Origin of the sequence: Hymenobacter glacieicola, assembly GCF_014640315.1 — a bacterium.
Lineage (GTDB): Bacteria > Bacteroidota > Bacteroidia > Cytophagales > Hymenobacteraceae > Hymenobacter > Hymenobacter glacieicola.
In genome coordinates this window covers 269,880-292,884 of record NZ_BMGS01000008.1, presented here as the reverse complement: position 1 = coordinate 292,884, position 23,005 = coordinate 269,880, and the positions used below count along the sequence as shown (strand labels likewise).

Sequence of the window (23,005 nt, the reverse complement as noted above, 5' to 3'; positions counted from 1 at the left end):
AGGACGCCAAAGCCTGGTTCAACCATTGCGGCTATCATGTACACCGTTCATGAATCCGCTATAGCGGCGCAGTAAAATAACCTGCACCAGCAGCGTAGTAAAAACCTGGAATATATTAGAATATACAAACGACCAGAGCCCAATCCCTTGTGAAAGTAAAACAATAGAAAGGATAGTCCCGGAAATATTGACGATAAACGAAGTAGTGCCGATGAGCGTCTGACGATGATGCGCGTAAAATATGCCGCCTAGCCCGCGCTGCAAAAACTGCGCGCCCATAACTACGCTTAACGTAAACACAATCGGCACGGCAACTTCGGCCAGATCTGCCCGCAGATGGTACACGTCCGGAACAAAGGGAGCGAAGAAGAAGCCGACAAGGGAAACAAGCAGTCCTAACCCCAAGAAAGCATAAACTCCCGTACTCATAATGCGGTTGACCATGAGTTGATTATGCTCATCATCGCCGCGGTGAAGCGCAAACTGCTGAATTACCGCTGGACCAAATCCGAAGTCGAACAAGGCCAGATAGCCAATCACCTGAAAAAAGAGAATGGATAGCCCATATTCTTCTTTATCCAGATACCGCACCATCAACGGCGTACTAATAATAGAAACAAGCATACCAATAATGGTATATGCCTGAGAGGATATGGTACCCAGAAGTGCCGAGCGGCTACGCGAAACAGAGGACATACGTCTTTTTACAAAGCAAGAAGTTATAGAAAACAATCTACAACTAATCATATTTGCGTAGCAGCCGACAATTATAAAAGCACTGTCTTTCTGTTAGCTGCAGCAATTAAAAACTATAAAATATTTATTTCGTAATTATCACAGCCTGCACTTTAATACAGTGCCGTACAACTTATATTAACGACTACTTAAGCCGCCGCAAAGACTGCATCCACATTTTAGCTCGCTGGCGAACGGATATTGATGCGTAGGAAGCAAAAGGACTCTTATAATAGGCCCGCACACTGCCAAAATTAGGTTGCGTATAGGCATAGCACACCTCAAACCATCGCTCTCCTAACCCCCGTTTCAGGGCCGGCATATCGAACAGAGGAACCTGCTCGTTATGCTGCAAAAGCTTTTGAAACCAGGCAGATATTTCCTCCAGGCGGATATCCTGCAATGGCCGGCCCAGCATAGCCGTAAGGTTGTATATCTGCAGTTCCCGGTCTGAGAATTTTACGTTCCACTCCCGAAGTATTCCTTCCCGTACCACATCCGATACGTCAGCCCGTTCCCGTAGAATATCCTTTTTATGAGCATCTAGGGGCACCCTGTACTGGATCAACGCTTCCTGTATGGTAGCAATTTGCAGCTGCCGAATGTAGCGGGCGCAAAAGTCATAGTCTTCTGTTTGGCGCAGGGTAGCATCGTACCGCATGCCTTGCTGCAAGAATAGACTAGTACGCATCATCGAGGATGGATTACCCGTAGGCAGGGTAAACAAGGTCAGCACTTGTGCATCAGCAGGGTGTGCGGGGTAGCGGTTTAAATACGTGCTGGCCCCGAAGTTTTGCATAAAGCTACCAACTACATTGACCTCCGGGTGCTGATCCAGGTAGGCTACCTGCCGGGCTAGGCGCTCCGGATGACAGATGTCGTCCCCGTCCATCTTGGCAATGTACTCCCCGCGCACGTAGGCCAGAGCGGAATTGTCGGTGCCGGCCCTCCCCATATTATACGGGTTAAGCAGCAGCCGAATGCGAGGATCAGTGAACGAGCGAATTTGGGCCACGGTATCGTCCGTGGAGCAATCATCCAGAATTAGCAGCTCGAAATCTTCAAAAGTCTGGCGGAGCAAACTTTCAACGGTGGCTTTTATATAGGCTGATACGTTATAAACGGGCAGCACTATGGAAACTTTGCACATATAAAATCGGCAGGTTACTTCGACTTATGGGCCATCCAAGAAGCAGGGTTCAGCCGATAGTGGTACACAAAATTCTGCAATCGTTTCGACATCTGCCAGCCGACTACCTTATCCAGCAGGTGGAACAGCGGTGTGCTCGGGGGCAGAGCTGTACCTCCTCCCAATGCCCGCACCCGGGCGGCCGCTAGTTGCCGGGCTTCCGGGTAATGAGGGTAATACTCATAGATAAAGCGCTGGTAATTGTTAGCGCAAGCCCGGCGCGTGCGTGGCGTGTTTTGGTGGGCCAGCAGCGTGGTTTCATAAGCCTGGCATACTGCCAAATGTGATAAGGTGGCCTTTTCGCTTCGGATGCTGCTCAGGGAATCAGAAATGCCTTTACGGTAGAACGACTTAGCCTCCCGGCAAAAGATAATTTCACTGGCTTGCAGCAACACCCGGCTGAAAAACTCGCCGTCGTCGTGCAGGGAAATGCGCTCATCCCAGGGGCCAGCGGCGGCAATTAACGTGCGGTGCGTCAACCAGGCGGAGGGTTGCATCCAGACTCCGTTCTCCCACGCGTCGAGAAGCCACTCGACCGGATCTGGGTAGTCGCGCCAGAGCACAGTGGGCCGCAAGTCCTGTTCGTGGGGCTCGTCGTAAAACATAGCCCAAGCGGAGGAGGAAATCTTCACCCCGGGCTTTTGGCGCAAGCATTCCATCTGCGCCCAAATTTTGTTGGGGTGCAGCAGGTCGTCGGCATCCAGATACTGGATGTACTCGCCGGTAGCCGCGGCAAAGGCCCGGTTGCGGGCGGCACTGGCCCCCGCATTTGGCTGGGCAATTACTTGTACTGTCGGACTGGCGTAACGGCGCGCCTTGGCCAGGGTGTCGTCTTTTGAGCCGTCATCTACTATGATTACTTCCAGATTAGGCCAGGTTTGGGCCAGAACCGAATCCAGGGTTTGCTCAAGGTAGGCCGCCGCATTGTAGGCCGGAATCAGGACGGAAACCTTGGCTGCTGCCGGTTCCTCGCGAAGTATTTCTCTTTGCATTTAAACTGAGTGCTGAGCCAGAACAGCCCGAAGGGCATCCACATCTACCCACAGGTCGGCGTCTTGCACTTGCTGCTGCTCATCGGCGGCCGTGCAATACAACAGGTGATAGGTATGCTGCAGCGTGTCAGCCAGTTGCTGGAAGAAGTAATTTTCTCCGTTGTCAAATTTTCTAAACTCGACTACGGTTGCTCCTTCCTGCAAAAACACCATGTTAGACAAGCCCGCACCATGAAGGCCTACCAGTATGTGCACATTGGCACACAGCTGCACCTGCTCCGCAAAGGTATAGTCTTCAAAACAAAGAATAGTAAAGCCGAAAGCGGCCAGCACCTGCTCTACTTCAGCTTCATTAAGGACCTTGCGGCGGGAAGCCTTGCGCCGACTAATGTATAGGCGCGAGGCCACCGTGGGGGCTACCGTAGCGGTGGCTGCCAGCATGCTGGATTTCAACTCCTGCAGTGCCGGCAACGAATAATTGCCCATTGTCTCGGCTGAGTATGGCAGCATACCTTGCGGAACGTGGTAAACCGTATCGGACAGCAGCCGCTCTACCCGCTCTATGCCTAGTATTTGCAGAGTATCCGCATAAAAAGCTTCGGTATAAGAAGCCGGTAGCAGCAAGGTAAAATTCAAAGCTGCACGCTTGGCTTCTAAAAGCTTGGGTATGCTCTCCAGCAGCCAGTGGTAGTAGCCCCGATAGGAGCTATGGACGGTGAGGTATACCGTATTTTTAGATAATCTGACCTTCCGATTGGTGAGCCACAGCTTAATAAAACCTCGCCAGTTATGGAGCTTTACTCGTCCTTGCTCAGTCCGAATGACAGATTCTGGTACTAATTGGAAAAACGAGAACACCGCGCCGTCTGCCAGCAGGTAATAGCTTTTTAGCCGTTTGATCATGGAAGCTCACCTTACAAATTATTAGGGGCGTTGGGTGAGAATATCCCATACAGAACTACCCCTTATTTGGTTGCCACTCCTCCCTACCCTCGTGGTCACCCGGCTGTTACATTCTCGGGTATCGGGCTACCATAGCAGGCCAATGTTAGCCTGAAGTAAAGGCTGCTAAGCAGTCTTCCTGTTACGGCCCAGCAGCCGTTCTTTCAGCCAGTAGGCACTATCGTACCAGATGCGCAAGGGCTTGTTGCCATGCACCAAGTATCGGAAATGATTTACAAGTCCCGCGCCTACGTTTTCGTACAGCAGATTATAGCGCGCCTGCTCCTCATACAAGTACGCCTTTTGCCGGGCCAGCACTGGCCGCAGCGCCGGGCCCATGCCTGCCCCCGACTGCACTACACCCTCTATCAGCCGAATTAGCGCTTGGCGGGCCTGAATCTTGTACTTCCACATCTTGTAACGGTTACCCGTCATGTTGTTGCCGTGGGTACGCACGTAGAACTCGGTTCCCTCCTGATTATCGTACACAAATTTCTGATTCTGCAGCACAGCTCGGTACCAGAAGTGCCAGTCTTCCAGGGAAAACAGCGTTTGGTCAAAGGGTCCGGCGGCTACGGCCATACTGCGCCTGAACAGTGGACTTCCCACCAGAAAGATATTATCCAGAGCCATATGCATGGCTAGGTCTACCCCCTGGCCCGATATGGGCGGCATCGTCAGGTGAAACTGCCGGAAGTTTCGCGGTGCGGTGGGGTCGTCGGAGTGGGTATAGATGTAAGTATCGGCGTACACCAGGGCAACGTCCGGCTGCTGCTCCAGTAGGCCCACCTGAATCTCTAGTTTGCGCTTGCTGATATAATCATCCGCATCCAGCAACTGGATATAGGCGCCCTGCGCAAGCGAAATTCCCGTGTTGCGTGCGGCCGACAACCCCTGATTTTGCTGATAGTGATATTTTACCCGGTCGTCCTGCGCCGTGTAGCGAGCCACTACTTCCGCCGTATTGTCCTTCGAGCCGTCATCAACTACTATAACTTCCCAGTGCGGATAAGTCTGCGCCTGAATACTATCGATAGCGTCAGATATGTAGGCGCTATAGTTATAGCTAGGAATTATAACGCTTACCAATTTAGCGTTCATCGTAGTAGTCAAAACGGAGCCGTGAATGGAGACAAAAGTGCCACCTAATTGCAGTTAGCCTTTAGAATTATTGAACTGCTGTAGCCGCCGTTCCAAGTAAATTGGCAGGCGCTGACGATCATAGTACATACTCTTCATCATGTAGAGCATTTGCGTCCAGCGTCGCCCTTGACTGAGAAGGTAGCGAGCATAGCCTTTGTACTGCATGGCCAGATACACATCGGCATGTTTTCGGTCCTTGGGACTGAACACATGCTGCTGAAACATCTTGGCTTCAAAAATCCGACGCTTAAACTTGTCCTCCGATTGAGCCATAATATTACCAAGCCCTTTCTGGTGTATACGATAGCGCGACATCACGCGCGGTAGATACACAGCTGGGCCTTGGCGAGTACTAAGCAACTGCAGAGTATAGTCACCACTATACACACCCTCAAACCAATCGGGCACCGGCAATGGAATACTTGATGCCCGAAATAGCATGGAGGCCGTTGGCACAAACCAGCCGTAACGGGCAAAGTCCAGTTGGCTGAAGAGCTTGGGCGCTGAACCAGCCGGGGGCAGAATATGTGGAAACTCTTCGCCAAACGTCCACTCTACCTTGCCATCCTCGTCGTTGAAAGTTTCCGCGTCGTGAAACGAAAGGCCAGCGGTAGGATGCTCACGCATGGCCGCAACTTGTAGACGCAGTTTATTGGGGTCAGTCCAGTAATCGTCGCCTTCGAGGGCAGCAATAAACTCCCCGGTGCAGGCCGCCAAGCAAGCGCGAGAGTTGGCCCCGGGACCTAAGTTTTTAGGATGAAACAGAGGTTTGATACTTTCCGGAAAACGTCGAGCGTAGTCGGCGACAATCGCCCGGGTATTGTCGCTCGACACGTCGTCGCCAATAACCATTTCTACTTCAATATCCGGCCCACGCTGCATCAGTACGCCTTCAATAGCTTGCGCAATGTAAGCTTCGTGGTTATAAGTGATGGTGCAAATGCTAACTTTCGTCACGGAGCAGGATAAGGTTGAAAGGGCCCTGGTTGGCTAAGAAACATGGGTCTAAGCTAAAACAACCCGCCGTTCAGGTCCACACTGGTGCCGTTCAGATACGCGTTGCTAATCATGAACTCAACAGCTGAGATTATTTCCTCCGGACGTCCTAGGCGCTTCGCCGGAATTTTTTCCACAATACCCGCGAGCATATTGGCTGGTACCTTGTCGATCATACCGATGTCGAAATACCCTAGGTTGATAGCGTTAATAGTAATATTTTTGATGGCATTCTCGGCCGCAATAGCCTTTGCCATTCCCCACAGCGCCGATTTAGAGGCTGCATAAGCGCTTGTACCTACAATACCAGACTGGGCGACCACCGATGAGAAACTAATAATGCGGCCGTAGTTGTCCTGCCGCATCACCGGTAGCAACAGTTTGGTTAAGTTAAACAGAGCTACTACGTTAGTGTCGATAACTTGTCGCCATGCAGTCAACTCAGCCTTGTGTGCTAGCGCGTTGTAAGTAATACCAGCCGCGTTCAGCAATACCACATTTTTGAGTTCAGGCTCAATGGTCTGGAAAAATGCCATAATAGCTGCCTCATCGGTTAGATCGATTTGGTGGCAGTGCTCTTCCAAAGTAGCCGGCTTGGTGCTATTGTAAATGCCGATAACCTTGTGTCCTTTTGCGGCAAAGTGGCTCATCAGGTACTGGCCGATACCTCGGGAAGCACCGGTAATAATGTACATGGGCGCGGAAGCGTCTTGCATGGAAATGGGTTTAAGCAATGGGCTATGAAGCCTATAAGCTGCGTTCGTTTTTAATGTGAAGGTAATCGCTTTTGATGACGCTCATGATGTACTGGTTGTGTTGTTTGCCGTTCTTGTACACGGCGCTGCGCATCAAGCCATCTACCTGAAAACCAATCTTTAACATTAGGCGTTTACCAGCTTCGTGCTCTTCCAGACACTCACCTTTACAGCGCTCCATGCGCAACTCCTCGAATACAAACTTGAGGATTTTTAACCCTACCTCTGTACCCCAGCCTTTGCCAGCAATACGGGTATCAAGCTTAATGCCGCTCCAGAAGCAAGTCCCATTACGATAATCAATCTCTGAAATTGATGTATAGCCTACGATATCGTCTTTACCTTGCTCAGTAACAGCAAAGTAAATAGTGGTTTGAGAATCGTTCATCATTACATCCTGCACCCACTTTACGTCACGTTCAAAAGACACAGGTCGCTTATTGCCCATCAACATGCTTTCCATGCTTTCGAGTTGGCGCAGATTATTTATGAACCGGGCGTCCTCCAACCGGAAGGGCCTGAAATCAATCCGAAATTCCATAAAGTCGGTACGTATTAGTAATGGGAAACCATCAAAGGTACTAACATTAAGCCTTACTCATAAAGTCTGGAAGCGCTCAGATAGCAAACGACAAACTAATTTATCTGCTGCCACTGATCAAGCAGTGAAGGCTAGCTTGAGCCGGCGCTCAAAATACAGGGGCACCCGCTGCCAGTTATAGAGCCAGCTACTAGCTTGGTATTTGAGTTGCTCCCAGTACCGCCCGTGGCTGCCTAGAAAACGCGCATAGCCTTGATACTGCAGCGCTAGGTAGATGTCAGCATGCTTCCGGTCCTTGGGCCTGAATACATGCTGCTGAAACATCTTGGCTTCAAAAATTCGGCGTTTGAACTTATCCTCCGATTGAGCCATAGTGCTGCCCTTGCTTTGAGTATGAATACGGTAGCGAGCCATTACCCGGGGCAGATACAGGGATGGCCCCTGTCGGGTGCTCATTAACTGCAAGGCAAAGTCACCGCTATAGATACCGTCAAACCAAGTAGGTAAGGGCCGCGGAATGCTCGTAGCCCGCATTAGCATCGAGGCAGTAGGGATAAACCAGCCGTAGCGGGCAATATCAAGTTGGGTGAAGGTGCGGGGCGCATCGCCCTCTGAGGGTAGAATGTGCGAAAACTCTTCGCCAAACGTCCACTCCTTGCTATTGTCAGCGTCGTTGAAGGTTTCCGCGTCGTGAATGCAAAGGGCATAGTCGGGACGGGCTTCCAGAGCTTCCACCTGTAGGCGCAGTTTATCGGGGTCAATCCAATAATCGTCACCCTCAAGCACAGCCACAAATTCACCGGTGCAGGCTGCCATGCACTCCCGCTGGTTAACGGCCGCACCCACATTTTTTTCATGATAGATGGGCTTGATGATATGCGGATAACTGGCCGCGTATTCAGCAATGATGTGGCGGGTACCATCGGTAGAACAGTCGTCGCCGATAATCATTTCGATGGGGAAGTTGCAGCGCTGTGCCAAAACTCCCTCAATTGCCTGGGCCACGAACCGCTCGTGGTTATAAGTCATGGTGAATACACTAACCTTGATCATCCGCCCAGTAGTTGCTTTCCTCCACTAACGCAAAGTAGTCGGCACGGGTGATACCCATTTCTAATCGGTCCCAATAGCGGTTGTTGCGGAAGTACCAATTGCGGCGCGTGCCCTCGTGCTTCCAGCCACATTTGTTGGTGTAGATATTCAATGAAATGGTATTATACTCAATAATGGTAGTATCGAGCCGCTCCAGATGCAATTCTTCAAAGGCGAAGCGCATCACACTCATAATTGTGTCGATACCATAGCCCTTGCCACGGATGTCTTTGGCGCCGAGCATTACGCCGTGAAAGGCATTGTTATTTTTCCAGTCTACATCTACTAGATTGGTCGTGCCAATCAGGCCTACCCCCGGAGCCTCAACAGCAAAGCGCTGATTGAGTTGGTCGGTCCCCAGAGCAGCAAACCATTTCTTCTGGTACTCGAATGAGCTGGGGAAATGCCAGCCACCCAACATTTTCCAGATTTCCGGATCATTTGCCCACTGGTGTAGCAAGGGCAGGTCCGTTTCCTCGATGGCACGCAGGATTACTTTCTTGCCGTGAATATTCATTGCTTTGGGAGTACTCGTTCGAAGTATCAGAGAATGGTGGTAAATGCTCAGGTTAGCAGAGCAACTATAGCTTGGGCTACCCGCGCTATATGCTCCGGACCATAACGGTGGTCAAGAGGCAGAGCCAGCACGCTGTCCACAAAAGTCCTTTCCCGAGCAAAATCACCGGGGCGCTGGCGCATCTCCGGCCACAGCCAGGGCACAAAGATCTGCTGTTCAAAAAGCTGCCGCCGATCCTCTACTGGCTTAGTTAACCGGAGAGGATAAGAGAACGGGACGGTGCCCGCCTCCAGCGGCAGCCACTCGCGGGCCGCGCCGCTTTGCAGCACGGGTGCCAGCAACTGCTGGTACAAAGCAAAGTTGGCTTGCCGCTTTCGGGCAATACCAGCGTAATCCAACCAGGAAAGCCAGCTCTGGCTTACCGCCGACATTTCCTGGGGGGCATAGCTAAGCTGCTCTTCGTACTGGCTGTAGGCGGCGTAGGCGGCGGTCTGGCGACCAGCCTGCCGTTCCACAAGGTGCGTTAGGCTAATGGCTTGGTTTGAGGGTAGCGTAACAGGGGGCATTGGCTCCGGAGCGTACAGATACGCCCCATCTGGAACGCCAAAAAACTTGCGGGCGGAGTTAAAACCCCACAACCCCGGGGCGGGCTCCTCAAAAAAAGCCTGGGTTAAATCCAGCAGCAACCGGGCCCCATAGCGCCGCGCTAACGTGGCGGTATAGCTGGTTTTTAAGCCGAAATAGTTTACGTAGAGAATATACTCACCGTCGGATAGCTCCACCGGAACCTCCAGCTCCAACTCTTCCGTGAGGGCGTAGAAGCTGTAGGATACTTGCGCCTGTTCCAGAGCGTGCAGCACCGAGTCGCAGATGTAAAATGGTACCCACACCCTAGAAGGCTGCAACTGGCTGGCCAGTACGGCCAGGCAGGCTCGTCCGCTGGCCAGAGCAGCCCAAGCCCGCGCGTGGGGCCTGGCCGGGCCAATAGGCAGCTCTACCTCAAAAAAGCCTCCAATGGATGCCGCAGCAGTTGGGTTACTCATTTCAGCTAGATTATTACCGCGTGAGATGGTAGCTACGCAATAACTCCGCCGTCTCAGCTACCGAGTTGTTCATCAGAACGTCGATTATGGAAAGGCCAGGCACAAACTCGCCCTTGCTAAGCTGCCGGTAAGGCCGCAACTCCGGCTGCAGAAAATGCAGCCGCATCCCACGAGCCGCAAAAGTTTCGTGGTCGTATAGCTCCCGGCCACCCTGGGCATTCACGTAGTCGGTGGCCTCCTCCTGACGGCAAATATCAAGCACCCGCTCCTGGCTGCGCAAGTGCTGATTTTCGTAGCGGGTGGAGGTTGGAATTAATTCAACGGGTAGGTGCAGGTACGCAATAATCTCGCTGAAGCTCACCCGCACTAGGTCCGCAATGGTTTGCCCCTCCACAGGAGCAAGAACGCGCTCAATCAGACCGTAAACCGGCTCGAACTGGGGGGCGCGCCGGTAGCTCTGGGCAATAGTCTGCAGCAGCTTTGGCCGCCAGGGGGTTTTCGCATTGAGGGCAATGTCGCAGATCAGCCGGTTGGGGCTGGGCGCATCTAGTGGAATGGTAAAGAGGCAAGGCTGGCCATTAACCAGCATTCGGTTACGACTAATCCAACCTCCTTTAATAAACTGCACATCGTCGTACACCACAAACTGGTCAGCCGCCGCCATCAACTGAAAATAGCCCAGGTAGGGAAAAATATACGGCTGCATGATAGCAACTGTACGCCGGGGTGCAGTTCCTTGTGTGGTTGGAAGAGTGGACATAAGAAGTGTGGAAGAACAGACTATTGGCGCAACCTAGCAACTCTATATCGTTCCGGGCACGCGTAAATGGCAGCTCTTGGCTGCGTCAGCAAAGCGGAGGTCTACGCTAGTGCCTCTTTGATCAGCTGGCTGATGCGCCGCACCTCATCGTGCTCCAGTTGCTGGTAGAACGGCAGGCACAGTACACGCAGGGAAATATCCTCCGAAACCGGGCAGTCGGCACCCGTGTGATAGGGCAGCTTGTTGAGCGACGGAAAGAAGTAGCGGCGCGTGTTAACATCATGCGCGGCCAGCGTATCCTTTACCAGCTGCATCTGCTCCTCACTCTCAAGAATGATGGGGAAGTAAGAGTAATTATACTCCGTAGCCGGTGGGGTTACTGGGTAGCGCAGGTTCAGGGAAGCCAGTTCCGCCTGGTACAGCTCAGCCACCTGCCGGCGGGCCGCAATAAACTCAGGTACCCGCGGCAGGTTGCACAGGCCCATGGCAGCATGAAACTCGGAATTCTTGCCGTTTACGCCCAGCGAAAAGTATTCGTCGCCAATGTGGCCAAACGATTTGTAGAGCCATACCTTTTTGGCCAGCTCCTCACTGGTCGTAATAATGGCTCCCCCTTCGCTGGTATGAAACAACTTGGTGGCGTGAAAGCTGCAGGTGGTAATGTCGCCGTAGGTAAGCAGCGAGCGGCCGTGCACTGTTACGCCAAAAGCATGGGCCCCATCATAGATTACCTTCAAGTTATGCCGCCGGGCAATGTCCTCAATAGCCAATACGTCGCAGGGGTAGCCGTATACGTGCGTGGCGAGAATTGCTGAAGTGCGTGGCGTAATAGCGGCCTCGATCTTGGTGGCGTCAATGCAGAAGCTCTGCTCTTCAATGTCCACGAAAACCGGCTCGCAGCCTTCCCATAAAATAGCGGTGGTAGTGGCTACGTAGGAAAAAGGCGTGGTAATAATTTCACCCGTCAGCTCCAGAGCTTTGATGGCCACTTGCAAGGCAATGGTGCCATTGGACATGAACTGCACGAGGCCCCCGCTGAGCGCGGCACTCAACTCGGTTTCGAGCTGCTGTACCAACGGCCCATTATTGGTCAGCCAGCCCCGCTCCCATATCCCCTCCAAGTAGCCAATGTATTCTTGCAGGGGCGGTAAATACGGCTTCGTGACGTTGATGCTCATGTAGGTAAAATAGATTTGAAGCGGATTCCAATGCGGCTAGGAAAGGGTCCGCATCAGGTTTTCGTACTGGTGTTCGGCCACGATCTGACCGTCGCGCAGCTCATAAATCCGGTCGCACTCCCGCAGGGTAGTAAGCCGGTGAGCAATGATGAAAAGGGTAATGTTCGTGTGCGAGAGCTTGCTGATGGCTTCACTTACTTCCCGCTCGGTTTCGTTGTCCAGGGCACTGGTTGCTTCATCCAGCACCAAGACTTCGGCCTGCTTGTACAAGGCCCGGGCAATACCAATGCGCTGACGCTGCCCACCGGACAGCCGCGACCCCCGCTCCCCGATAGAGGTATTTAGTCCTTCGGGGAGCTTGGCCACGAAGTCCGTGAGTGAGGCTTGCTCCAGGGCATACCGCATTCGCTCCGCATCCATCTGCTCATCGCGCAGGGTGATATTTTCGCCGATGGACGCCTCCATCAGGAAGGTATCCTGCTTAACGTAACCAACCAGCTGATACCAGGCCGCCAGGTTGGCCGGCGAAAGGGCCGTTCCATCTACTTTTATGCTACCCTTTCCTTCGGCGTAGAAGCGGAGCAGCAGGTTCATCAGAGTAGTTTTACCGGAACCGGAACTGCCAATGAAACCTATTTTCTCCCCCTTATTAACCGTGAAGGAGATATTGTCCAGCACCGGCTTTTCGCTGCCGGGAAACGTAAACGAAACGTGGTCGAAGGAAATTGACTTCTCAAATTCGAGGGGCTGTTGAACTGGCTCCGGAATTTGCAGATACTCCCGCATTGAGAACAGATCGTCAATGACGTATTGGTTCTGCTTGAGGGTCACCAAGGCCGTCAACAGGCGGTTCATGGAAGGCATCAGGCGGTAGGCAGCCGCCGCAAACAAGCCAATAATCGTAATCAGGCTGGCCGGATTGTCGGCAAACAGCAGGGAGTACAAGAAAATGGTGACAACGGCCGCAATGGCAACCATCTCAATCAGGCGTTGCGGAATCAGGGAGTAGAGGTAGGCATCCGCCTCCAAGTCCTGAATCTCCTCCTGGTTATCGAGCAGGCGCTGCTTGAACTTGCGCTGCTTGCCAGCTAGGCGTAGTTCAACGAAGCCAATAAAAGACTCTACCAGCGCCCCGTACGAGAAGGGCCGCAACTCCGAGATGGCAACGCCTACCCGTTGCGAGCGGTTGCGCAGCAGGCGATAAATCAGCATCATACTGGGCACCAGCACTACCCCCAAAATCACGAACAGGATGGGCTGATAGATGAGCATGCCGGTAATGACCAGAGCCACGATAATCAGCTCGGAGAAAAAGATAAACAGCTGCCGGATGATGCCATTGACGAAGGCATTGGGCACGTTAAGCGTGCTGTTCATCAGGTTCGGTGAGCCGACCTCGTTAAACCGCAGGTAGGGCAGGTTAATATGCTTCTGAAACTGACTGGCAATAACCGTCAGGGCAATGCGCGCGGTGAACTTAACCTGCTGATAGCTGATCAGGGTCGAGAACAGATTCTTGAACAGAAACAGGAAGAAAACCGCGACGATCAGAAAGACCAGAAAGCTTTTCTCAGTCGAGAAGCCCAGCGCTTGGTACAGCCAGAGGCTGTACTTGTTCTGCAGCACGGAGCCGGGCCGGGAGGCGGCCATAATCACCGGTACCAGGGACGCCAAGCCAAATACGTCAAGAATGGAAGCCAGCAGCAGCAGCAGCAGCATGCCGATGGATTTTCGCTTTTCCTGGGGGGTTAAATAGTACCGTATGCTATTGAGAGAACGTAATACTACCCCTTGTGCCATGCTGAGTTAACCTGACCTTCCGATCAGCTGTGTACTTGGTAACTGTATTGCTCAGATGGGAGCTTCTGCCTGAACGTTCGGCCTGTATTTTCAAGGCAAAACACTTCAGCTTAACGCGTCAGCACCCACGTGAGCTTTCTGATGAAATACCCTTTTTGCCACGCACGCAGCATCACTAAGCCAAGGGCATTGGCTGGCAAAGATAGGGAATAGCGCCGTATCAGCCGGCACTTCCTCCGCGGGCCCCGTATTAGCTGCCCTGTGGAAGCAGCCGGAAAAACCGTCTTATTTCCCTGGCCACTTGCTCCACCTGCAACTCGGTCATGCCGGGCCACAGTGGTAGGCTCAGGCAGGTAGCGGCAAGTTCTTCCGCCAGCGGAAAAGTGCCCGCCGGATACGCTAAGCAGGCGTACGCCTGCTGTTGATGCGGGGGCACGGGGTAGTGAATCAGGCTGCCAATGCCGGCGGCGGTCAGGTGCTGCTGCAGGGCGTCGCGCCGGGCCGTTCGTACCACGTAGAGATGATACACATGCGTGCTGCCAGGAGCCGTTTGCGGGAGCGTGAGCAGCTCAATGCCCTGCAGCTGCTCTCCATACCAGCGCGCAATCTGCTGCCGCTGCCGGGTCCATTCCGCAAGGTGGCGCAACTTTACCAGCAGGACCGCGGCCTGCAACTCGTCGAGGCGAGAATTATAGCCAATGACTTCGTTGTAGTATTTCCGCGGGGAGCCGTAGTTGCGCAGCAGTTGCAGCTCCCGGGCAAGGTCTTCACTGTCGGTGGTGATGGCGCCGGCATCACCCAGGGCCCCCAAGTTTTTACCCGGATAGAAGCTGGTGGCATTGGCTTGGCCGAAGCTCCCGGTGGGCTGGCCGCTGGCCGTTGCACCGTGGGCTTGGGCATTATCTTCTACTACCATCAGCTTGTGCTGCCGGGCCAACGCCATAATCGCCTCCATCTCGCAGGCCTGCCCATACAGATGCACTGGCATGATGGCACGGGTCCGGGAGGTTATGGCCGCCTCTATTCGGGCGGGGTCAAGGTTATACGTAGCAGGATCCGGCTCAACGGGTACCGGAGTCGCGCCCACGTAGGACACGGCCAGCCAGGTAGCAATGTACGTGTTGGATGGTACCAGCACTTCGTCGCCGGGCCCTATACCCAGGACCCGCAACGACAGGTGCAACGCATCGAGCCCGTTTCCGACCCCCACGCAGTAGCGCGTTCCGGCAAGAAGGCTGTAGGCGGCTTCGAAGTTCAGCACCTGCTGGCCCAGCACGTACCACTGCGAATCGTACACTTCAGCCACTGCAGCAAGTATTTCCTCCCGAATGGGCGTATGCTGAGGCCCGAAGGAAAGAAAAGGGATAATCATGGCGTCAGGGGCCGGCATAAGGAAGGGCGAAAGTAAGCGCTGCGGACTAATACGGTGAAGCACCTGCCGGAAGTGGAACTGGCAATTGAATCACCTCGATTACTGGCTGCTTTTGACTGGCTCACTCACGTCCTTTACTATGTACAGCGGCCTGTTGCGGGCAGCATCCAATCCGCGCCACACGTACTCCCCAATGATGCCAAGCGCCATCATCTGAAAAGCCGAAACAAACAATACCACAACCATGAGCATCGTCCAGCCGGCGGGCTGCTGCGTGCCGCTTAGTCGGAGCGCAACCAGGTACAGGCCGTAAAGCATAGCCACTACCCCTAAACTAATGCCGGTAGCGGAAATAGCACGGATCGGGAAAAAAGAAAAGGACAGAAACGAATCCAGAAACAGCTTCACCTTCTTTGACAAAGTCCACCGGGAAGTACCGATTTCGCGGCGTCGGCGGGAGTACGGGATGTTCACGTAAGCATACCCCAGCCACGTCATCAGGTAGAACACGTTGCTGTTCCGCTCCTGCAGCTGCACTACCTGCTCGCGTACTTGCCGGTCGAAAAGAACGTAGTCAAAGCCTCCGGGCGGAATGTTACGCAGGGCAAAGCGCCGCATCAGGCTGTGAAACAAGCGCGAGAACCAGGTAGTCAGCAGCCCTTCCTGCCGGTCCTGCCGGTTCCCGATGACTAGCTGGAAGCCCTGCCGCCAATACGCGTACATCGTGACCATCAGCTCGGGCGGGTCCTGCATATCGGCGGTAATAATGACGTTACAGTCGCCGGTTGCGTGGGCCATGCCCGCCACAATAGCGTTGTACGACCCCACATTGCCAGCCAGCTCTACAACGCGCACCCGGTCTGGATACTGACGCCGAAAGCGGTGCAAAGCCGCCGCCGTTCCATCAGCCGAGGCGTCATCTACCAGTACATACTCTACCTCCACTTCCGGTGGGAAAAGCGCCTCGTTGGCGACCAGCGCCCGCATAGTTACAGGAATATTTGCCTCGTTGAAATAACACGGGATGATTATAGACAGCTTCGGCATAAAGGGAGGAACTGAAACAAACGTCGGTGTACCAGAACAAGGCGGTAAAAGTGCGGCGTAAAAGTGGTACTACCTTGTCCCGGCCGACAGAACCAGGCGGTTTGCTTTCCAGCGGCAACCACTCCAGGGCCCGCCCATAGTTTCAGAAAATAGTATTTATGCGCCGCAGCAAGCTATACGCTCAGCCTGCCGTCTGTCACTTGTTCAAAAAACGACTACCCGTTTTTGCGGCCCCGATTACCGACTGAACACCTTTCAAAGCCAATAGCAACTGATCGGCAAAGACCTGTAACAATTCAAGAAAGTCTTGATAAAAAAGATACAACACCCTGTGTCTTTTTTATCAAGACTTTCTTGAATTGTTACAGAACGGAGGATAAGTCCATTTCAGGCCTGCCAGCTCACGATCTGGGTGACTCCGCCCAACCGGAAGCCCAGTAGTTCGCAATTGTGCACAACAGCCCGATTGGTAGCCTGGGTAGTAAGCAGGGCCCAGGTGCTCCCCCGCTCTTTCAGGTGCCACAACGTTTCGGAAAGCAATTGGCGGTGCCAGCCCTGGTTTCGGCTGCCAACGGCCGTGAGCAACACTCGCCCCAACGGCAGACCCAGCAAGTGGGCATCAGGGGTGAGGTAGCTAACGGCCAGAAAACTGTCGACCACTTCCTGGGCTGGCACCAGCACAACGTCGGCGTAACCACGCACGGTTGCGGCCGCGTACTCTCCCAGAAAAACATCCCCTTCTTCCGGGCTAAAGAAAGGATCCGCGTGGAAACGGTCGAATGGATTCCGGTTGGTGGCGCCTACCCTCTGCACGGCGTTGCTATCTGCGGAAGTGGCCGCCCGCACGGCGTAGCGGGTCGCAGGCAGCTGAGTTAACGGGTGGTAATACTGCAGCCTCGTTTCTATCGTGGCCCAGCCAGCACGGCCCAGCGCCGTCAGGAGCAGAGGGTCAGCAGTTGCTACTTCGCAATAGCAGTGTTGCTGCCTGGTTTTTGTCAGATGTTGCGCGAATTGTTGAACGGCTGCCGTCAGCTGAGCCAGGCTTACCCGGGAAGAAAACAGCACCGCGTGCAGGCGGGCCATGGCCCGGCCGAAAAAGGCAGTGTCCCAGGGCAAGTATTTGTAAAAGAACTGAACTTGCTCCTCCCCTACAGCTACTTGCCAGATGAAATGCTGCGGGAGCTGCGGAAACTGGTGCAGGCGCTCCAACACAAAACGCTGAAACACTACTTCCGCTGGCAGGGCTGGAATAGCAGCGTACGGCACTGTACCCAACAGAGCAAGCCGGCGCGCTTCTATTTGTTCGTCACCCCCCATACCCGACGAAATTCAGCGTAATCCCGGATATAGTCTGCTTCCTCATAGGGAGTGGACGCGAAAGTCAGCTGCACGGCCCCGGCTGAGTACTGCATCGTGTGCCAGACGTAGGGCGGGATATAAAGCCCCACATGCGGCGATTCCAAGGCGTATACCTGTATTGCCCCGGTGGGCATTTCCGTAGAAACCAAAATGCGGCCGGCCGCTGCCACCAGCACCTGTTCAGTGCGGTGATGAGCGTGCCGGCCGCGTACGATGGTTTCGGGCGTAGTGTAGGTCCAGAAGGCGCGGGCTATCTGAAAGGGAAGCGGCTGCTGGGGCTCTGCCACGGAAATATAACCTATGGCCGGGTCGCCCAGTTGCGGAAACTCGATCAGGTAGGGCTGCTTGGACAAAGGCCTTACTTTACGTGCTCCTTGAAATACTCCAGCGTCCGGCGCAGGCCCTCGGCCCGGTCTACCTTCGGTTCCCAGCCCAGGATTTCCTTGGCCTTGGTAATGTCCGGCCGACGCTTCATCGGGTCGTTTTCGGGTAGGGGCCGGTAGTCGGGCTTGAACTCGACGCCGGTGAGGCGGGCAATTTCCTCCCCGAACTCCTTGATGGTGATTTCCGACGGATTGCCGATGTTCACGGGCAGGTGATAATCGCTCAGCAGCAGCCGGTAAATGCCTTCTACTAGGTCGTCCACGTAGCAGAACGAGCGGGTCTGGGAACCGTCGCCGAATACCGTCAGGTTTTCGCCGCGCAGGGCCTGCGACAGGAATGCCGGCAGCACGCGGCCGTCGTCGAGGCGCATACGGGGGCCGTAGGTATTGAAAATGCGGATAATGCGGGTTTCCAGACCGTGGTGGTTATGGTAAGCCATGGTAATAGCTTCCTGGAAACGCTTGGCTTCGTCGTAGCAGCCGCGGGGCCCCACGGGGTTCACGTTGCCGAAGTACTCCTCTACCTGGGGATGAATCTCCGGGTCGCCGTACACTTCCGAGGTGCTGGCAATAAGAACCCGGGCGCCTTTCACGCGGGCCAGGCCCAGCAGATTGTGCGTACCGAGCGAGCCTACCTTCAGCGTCTGAATCGGAATTTTCAGGTAATCGATAGGCGAGGCCGGGGAAGCAAAGTGCAGGATATAGTCCAGCTTGCCGGGCACAAACACAAACTTCGATACATCATGGTGATGAAATTCAAAGTCTTCCTTGCCAAACAGATGCTCAATGTTTTTCAGGTCACCCGTCACCAGGTTGTCCATGGCAATGACGTGGTAGCCCTCCGCCAGAAACCGGTCGCAGAGGTGAGAGCCCAGAAAGCCCGCTCCGCCGGTAATTAAAATGCGTTTCTTATCAGACATATGTGTGAGCTGGTAGCTGCTAGCTCAAGGCTGTTAGCCAGTGAAAATCAAACTCAGAGCGGCGCCCTACTTAGGCTGGCTCTTGATGGGCGGTACGGATGCCAATACAGTGGTAGGCGTAGCCTGCTGCCTGCAACTCCGCAGCGTCGTAGATGTTACGACCGTCGAAGATAACCTTCTGCTTCAACAGCCGGCTCATCACCTCAAAGTTCGGCACCCGGAACTCGGGCCACTCCGTTACTACCAGCAAGGCATCGGCGTCAATCAGGGCTTCCATCTGGTCTTTCGCGTAGGTTATCCGCTCGCCGAGAGAATGCTTGGCTTCCTCCATGGCCACGGGGTCATACGCCGTTACGGTACAGCCTTCCGCCAGCAATTTGTCGATGATGACCAGCGACGGCGCCTCGCGCATGTCGTCGGTTTTGGGCTTAAACGACAAGCCCCAGATGGCTATTTTCTTGCCTTTCAGGTCGCCCCCAAAGTGCTTCTTTACTTTGTTGAACAATACCTCTTTCTGGGCTTCATTTACTCCTTCTACTGCCTGTAGAACCTGCATCTGGTAGCCATTTTCAGCGGCCGTCTTGATCAGGGCCTTTACGTCCTTAGGGAAGCAGGAGCCGCCGTACCCAATACCGGGGTAAATAAACTTCGTGCCGATGCGGGCATCGGAGCCAATGCCTTTACGCACCATGTTCACATCAGCGCCCATGATTTCGCACAGGTTGGCAATGTCGTTCATAAACGAAATCTTAGTGGCCAGCATGGAGTTGGCCGCGTATTTCGTCATTTCAGCCGACGGAATATCCATGAAGATAATCGGATGGCCATTGAGCAGGAAGGGCTTGTACAAGCGGCTCATTACTTCTTCGGCACGCTCAGAAGAAACGCCTACCACAATGCGGTCGGGCTTGAGGAAATCGTCAATAGCGGCCCCTTCCTTCAGAAATTCCGGGTTCGAAGCTACATCAAACTCGATGTTTTCGCCGCGCTTGGCCAGGGCATCTTCAATTTCCTTGCGCACCTTGGCGGCGGTACCTACCGGCACCGTGCTCTTGGTTACGATTACCCCGTAGCTGTTCATGTTCTCGCCGATGCTGCGGGCCACGGCCAGCACGTACTTCAGGTCGGCCGAGCCATCTTCGCCGGGAGGCGTTCCCACCGCAATAAAGGCCACGTCGCAGCCTTTAATTGCTTCGCTGATGTTGGTGGAGAAGTGCAGGCGACCCGCTGCCATATTGCGCGACACCATCTCTTCCAGACCGGGCTCATAGATGGGCAAAATGCCTTTGTGCAGGTTATCAATCTTGCGCTGGTCAATGTCGATGCAGGTTACATCGATGCCCACTTCGGCGAAACAGGTACCCGTCACGAGACCTACGTAGCCGGTGCCTACTACTGCAATTTTCATATGGAGAAGTGTATATTTTTCGAAATACTACTCGGTCAGAAGGACAAGGCCTAAGCTTACGCGAGCAGTCCGTATTTGAGAATGCAGTAGATGGCACGAAAACCGTCGCGCCACCCTATTTTTTTACCTTCGGCGTAAGTCCGGCCGTAGTAGCTGATGCCTACCTCGTAGATGCGTACGTTGGGCACGCGTGCCATTTTGATGGTTACTTCCGGTTCAAAGCCAAAGCGCTTCTCCTCCAGCTGCAGACCCTGCACAATATCCCGCCGAAATAGCTTGTAGCAGGTTTCCATATCAGTTAGGTTCAGGTTGGAGAAGGCATTGCTGAGCATGGTTAGCCAGTGGTTGCCGATGCTGTGCCAAAAGAATAGAATCCGGTGCGGCTTTCCGCCAATAAAGCGAGAACCATACACCACATCCGCTACGCCCCGCAGAATGGGATGAAGCAGCACGTTGTATTCCTCGGGGTCGTATTCTAAATCGGCGTCCTGGATGATGATGTAGTCGCCGGTGGCTTTCTGGATGCCGGTGTGCAGTGCCGCGCCTTTGCCTTGGTTTACTTCGTGCTTGTAGTACTGAATTGCCAGCTCGGGGTTGGCCGCTATGTAGCGGTGAATTGCTTCTTCCGTATTGTCGCGGGAACAGTCGTTTACAATCAGCACCTCCTTCGTGAAGCCTCCCAGCAGCTGTACCTCCTTTATCTGGTCCAGAATAAGGTGAATGGTTGCTCCCTCGTTGTACGCCGGAATAATAATGGAAAGCTTACGCGCGGAAACTGTTGGGGCCATGCTCACAAACAAGAGAAACGTAGGGCAATAGAGGGACGCTGTGGGACGAAACTAAGTACAGAATATTACAGTGTCTAGGAGGCCATCATGTGCTTTTTCCACCACCACTGAAACACAATCAGGGCCCAGATGCGGGCGTGCACGTCGCCGGGGTTGGAGGAGAAAAGCTGGCGCTTCAGTCCGCGAATGGCTTCGACATCAAACACTCCTTGGGCCTCAATGAAACCGTCGGAAAGCAGATCGTCTTCAATCAAGGGGCGTAGCTCGCCGCGGAACCACTTCAGCAGAGGTACCTCAAAGCCGTGCTTAGGCCGTTTGTACAACTCCTCAGGCAGCATGGGCCGGAAAGCATCCTGCACAATCTTCTTTTTCATCTTCCCGTCAATTTTGCTGGAAACGGGAATGGAGAAGGCAAAGCGCACCACGTTCGGGTCGAGGAAGGGCGGGCGCACTTCCAGGGAATTGGCCATGCTCATCAGGTCTACCTTAGTGAGCATGTCGTAGGGTAACACCAGCTTGGTATCCGTGAGCAGCACCTCGTTCAGGTCGCCGTCGGCGTGCAGGTCTTCGAGAATGTCTTTGCGGCGCTTCTCGGCCAGCTTCTTGCCTACCTTGCGCTTGGCCGCCGGGCTTAGCAGGGCACGGGCATCTTTCTCGGAAGCAAATGACGCCCAGTCCCAATACCGGTCTTTGGGGCCGGAAAGCATGCCGCGCGAGAAACGCTGGAACTGCCGCACCTTGTTACCGAAAAACGAGTTGCGCGACTTGGGCAGCACATCCCACAGCAGGTTCAGGCCCGTTACGGCCTCGGCCTTAAAGCCGCCCTGGCGTACCTGAAACTCGCCCATGTGCTTATTATATCCCCCAAATAGTTCATCGGCTCCGTCGCCCGATAAGGCTACCGTGGCTTTTTCGCGGGTCCGCTTGCTGAGGATATACACAGCCAAAGCTGAGGAGTCAGCAAAGGGCTCATCGATGTAATTTAGTACATCGAAAATATGGTCGTAGAGGTCCTGGTTGGTTAGGGAGAAGACCGTGTGATTGGTCTTGTACTTGTCGGCTACGAGCTTGGCGTACTTGGTTTCGTCGAAGAACGGCTCGTCGCGGTACCCGATGCTGAACGTGTTCAGGTGCTGGGTGTGGCGCGTGGCCAGGGCCACAATCACCGAGGAGTCGATGCCGCCGCTAAGGAAAGCGCCCACCGGCACGTCGGCCACCAGGCGCCGGGCCGTGGCGTCGTCGAGCAGCTCTACCAGCTTGGCTTGCTGCTGCTCATAACTGAGCTTGTTCCTCTCGGCTTTTTTGGCGTCGTACGGAATTTTGTACCACCGCTTGCGCACGACCTTCTTACCCTTCACATACAGGTAGTGGCCGGGCAGCAATTTCTTGACTCCTTTAAAAATAGTAGCAGGCCCCGGAATGTAGTTCAGCTGCAGGTAGTGGCTCAAGGACGCATAATCCAGCTTGCGCGGTACACCCAACGCCAGCAACGACTTCATTTCGGAGGCAAACAGCAGCTTGTCTTCGTCGCGGTAAATCAGCAGGGGCTTCTCCCCCATCCGGTCACGGGCCAGGAAGATGGAATCCTCTTCCTTATCGTAAATGGCGAAATCGAAGAAGCCGTTGAGCTTTTTCAAAAAGTTGCGTCCCTCGGCTATGTAGAGGTGCAGCACTACTTCCGTATCGGTCTGGGAGTGGAAGCGGTGGCCGCGGCTGACCAGCTTTTGGCGCAACTCCTTAAAGTTGAAGATTTCGCCGTTAAAGACAATCGTGTAGCGGCCCGATTCGTCCGTCATGGGCTGGTTCCCATCGGCGGTCAGGTCAAGGATGGCGAGGCGCCGAAAGCCCAATCCGCACCGCTCATAGGCGAAGTGTCCCTGTGAATCGGGACCACGGCTAACGATGGCGTCGGTTGAGGCGCGCAGGGAGGCCAGCGAGCTGCGGCCTGCATCAGTAAAAGCAAATACTCCGGAGATTCCACACATAAGGCGGGCAAAAGTACGAACTATCGGGACTTGAGTTTCTAAAAACTACAAGGGCGCGCC

At 54.1% G+C, this 23,005-nt stretch carries 22 protein-coding genes; all 22 read right to left on the bottom strand.

Translation table 11 applies throughout. From position 1 onward, the window contains the following. Window positions 1–18: 18 nt before the first annotated feature. Entirely contained in the window at window positions 19–696 is a 678-nt protein-coding gene (locus IEW18_RS16115; RefSeq protein WP_188558891.1) for a lipopolysaccharide biosynthesis protein, read from the bottom strand. Window positions 697–880: 184 nt separating this feature from the next. After that, window positions 881–1,885: a glycosyltransferase family 2 protein gene (locus IEW18_RS16110; RefSeq protein ID WP_188558890.1), complete on the bottom strand. Its 1,005-nt coding sequence runs from the start codon at window positions 1,883–1,885 to the stop codon at window positions 881–883. Window positions 1,886–1,899: 14 nt separating this feature from the next. Then, entirely contained in the window at window positions 1,900–2,916 is a 1,017-nt protein-coding gene (locus tag IEW18_RS16105) for a glycosyltransferase family A protein (RefSeq protein WP_188558889.1), read from the bottom strand. Then, window positions 2,917–3,819: a glycosyltransferase family 61 protein gene (locus tag IEW18_RS16100; protein WP_188558888.1), complete on the bottom strand. Its 903-nt coding sequence runs from the start codon at window positions 3,817–3,819 to the stop codon at window positions 2,917–2,919. Between the two features lie 165 nt (window positions 3,820–3,984). Next, window positions 3,985–4,959 (bottom strand): glycosyltransferase family 2 protein, encoded by a 975-nt coding sequence (locus tag IEW18_RS16095; protein ID WP_188558887.1) that lies wholly within the window; start codon window positions 4,957–4,959, stop codon window positions 3,985–3,987. A gap of 54 nt (window positions 4,960–5,013) precedes the next feature. Next, on the bottom strand, window positions 5,014–5,958 hold the full coding sequence (locus IEW18_RS16090; RefSeq protein WP_188558886.1) for a glycosyltransferase family 2 protein: 945 nt from the start codon (window positions 5,956–5,958) through the stop codon (window positions 5,014–5,016). 53 nt (window positions 5,959–6,011) lie between these two features. After that, complete coding sequence (locus IEW18_RS16085) at window positions 6,012–6,713, bottom strand: SDR family NAD(P)-dependent oxidoreductase (RefSeq protein WP_188558885.1); 702 nt, start codon at window positions 6,711–6,713, stop codon at window positions 6,012–6,014. 31 nt (window positions 6,714–6,744) lie between these two features. Then, a complete protein-coding gene (locus IEW18_RS16080; protein WP_188558884.1) occupies window positions 6,745–7,293 on the bottom strand; it encodes a GNAT family N-acetyltransferase in 549 nt (182 codons plus the stop codon). Between the two features lie 117 nt (window positions 7,294–7,410). After that, a complete protein-coding gene (locus IEW18_RS16075) occupies window positions 7,411–8,322 on the bottom strand; it encodes a glycosyltransferase (protein ID WP_188558883.1) in 912 nt (303 codons plus the stop codon). A gap of 10 nt (window positions 8,323–8,332) precedes the next feature. Continuing rightward, window positions 8,333–8,902, bottom strand: coding sequence for a GNAT family N-acetyltransferase (locus IEW18_RS16070; protein WP_188558882.1), 570 nt, complete (start codon window positions 8,900–8,902; stop codon window positions 8,333–8,335). Between the two features lie 47 nt (window positions 8,903–8,949). After that, window positions 8,950–9,945: an aspartate aminotransferase family protein gene (locus IEW18_RS16065; protein WP_188558881.1), complete on the bottom strand. Its 996-nt coding sequence runs from the start codon at window positions 9,943–9,945 to the stop codon at window positions 8,950–8,952. A gap of 13 nt (window positions 9,946–9,958) precedes the next feature. After that, window positions 9,959–10,651, bottom strand: a complete 693-nt coding sequence (locus IEW18_RS16060; RefSeq protein ID WP_229728783.1) for a WbqC family protein — start codon at window positions 10,649–10,651, stop codon at window positions 9,959–9,961. Between the two features lie 155 nt (window positions 10,652–10,806). Further along, the gene (locus tag IEW18_RS16055) at window positions 10,807–11,883 is read right to left on the bottom strand and encodes a DegT/DnrJ/EryC1/StrS family aminotransferase (protein ID WP_188558879.1); all 1,077 of its coding nucleotides are present in this window, start codon (window positions 11,881–11,883) and stop codon (window positions 10,807–10,809) included. Between the two features lie 36 nt (window positions 11,884–11,919). Continuing rightward, a complete protein-coding gene (locus tag IEW18_RS16050; protein WP_188558878.1) occupies window positions 11,920–13,602 on the bottom strand; it encodes an ABC transporter ATP-binding protein in 1,683 nt (560 codons plus the stop codon). Window positions 13,603–13,933: 331 nt separating this feature from the next. Next, entirely contained in the window at window positions 13,934–15,073 is a 1,140-nt protein-coding gene (locus IEW18_RS16045) for a DegT/DnrJ/EryC1/StrS family aminotransferase (RefSeq protein WP_188558877.1), read from the bottom strand. Window positions 15,074–15,154: 81 nt separating this feature from the next. Next, window positions 15,155–16,102 carry a glycosyltransferase family 2 protein gene (locus tag IEW18_RS16040; RefSeq protein WP_188558876.1) on the bottom strand — a complete coding sequence of 316 codons (948 nt, stop codon included), beginning with the start codon at window positions 16,100–16,102 and terminating at the stop codon, window positions 15,155–15,157. 387 nt (window positions 16,103–16,489) lie between these two features. Further along, window positions 16,490–17,368 carry a hypothetical protein gene (locus tag IEW18_RS16035; protein WP_188558875.1) on the bottom strand — a complete coding sequence of 293 codons (879 nt, stop codon included), beginning with the start codon at window positions 17,366–17,368 and terminating at the stop codon, window positions 16,490–16,492. A 29-nt stretch (window positions 17,369–17,397) separates the two neighbouring features. Then, window positions 17,398–17,814, bottom strand: coding sequence for a sugar 3,4-ketoisomerase (locus IEW18_RS16030; protein ID WP_188558874.1), 417 nt, complete (start codon window positions 17,812–17,814; stop codon window positions 17,398–17,400). Between the two features lie 5 nt (window positions 17,815–17,819). Continuing rightward, a complete protein-coding gene (locus IEW18_RS16025; protein WP_188558873.1) occupies window positions 17,820–18,764 on the bottom strand; it encodes a UDP-glucuronic acid decarboxylase family protein in 945 nt (314 codons plus the stop codon). Between the two features lie 70 nt (window positions 18,765–18,834). Then, a complete protein-coding gene (locus IEW18_RS16020) occupies window positions 18,835–20,172 on the bottom strand; it encodes a UDP-glucose dehydrogenase family protein (protein ID WP_188558872.1) in 1,338 nt (445 codons plus the stop codon). A 56-nt stretch (window positions 20,173–20,228) separates the two neighbouring features. Beyond that, complete coding sequence (locus IEW18_RS16015) at window positions 20,229–20,960, bottom strand: glycosyltransferase family 2 protein (RefSeq protein WP_188558871.1); 732 nt, start codon at window positions 20,958–20,960, stop codon at window positions 20,229–20,231. 74 nt (window positions 20,961–21,034) lie between these two features. Next, the gene (gene asnB, locus IEW18_RS16010) at window positions 21,035–22,945 is read right to left on the bottom strand and encodes an asparagine synthase (glutamine-hydrolyzing) (RefSeq protein WP_188558870.1); all 1,911 of its coding nucleotides are present in this window, start codon (window positions 22,943–22,945) and stop codon (window positions 21,035–21,037) included. Between the last annotated feature and the right edge of the window lie 60 nt (window positions 22,946–23,005).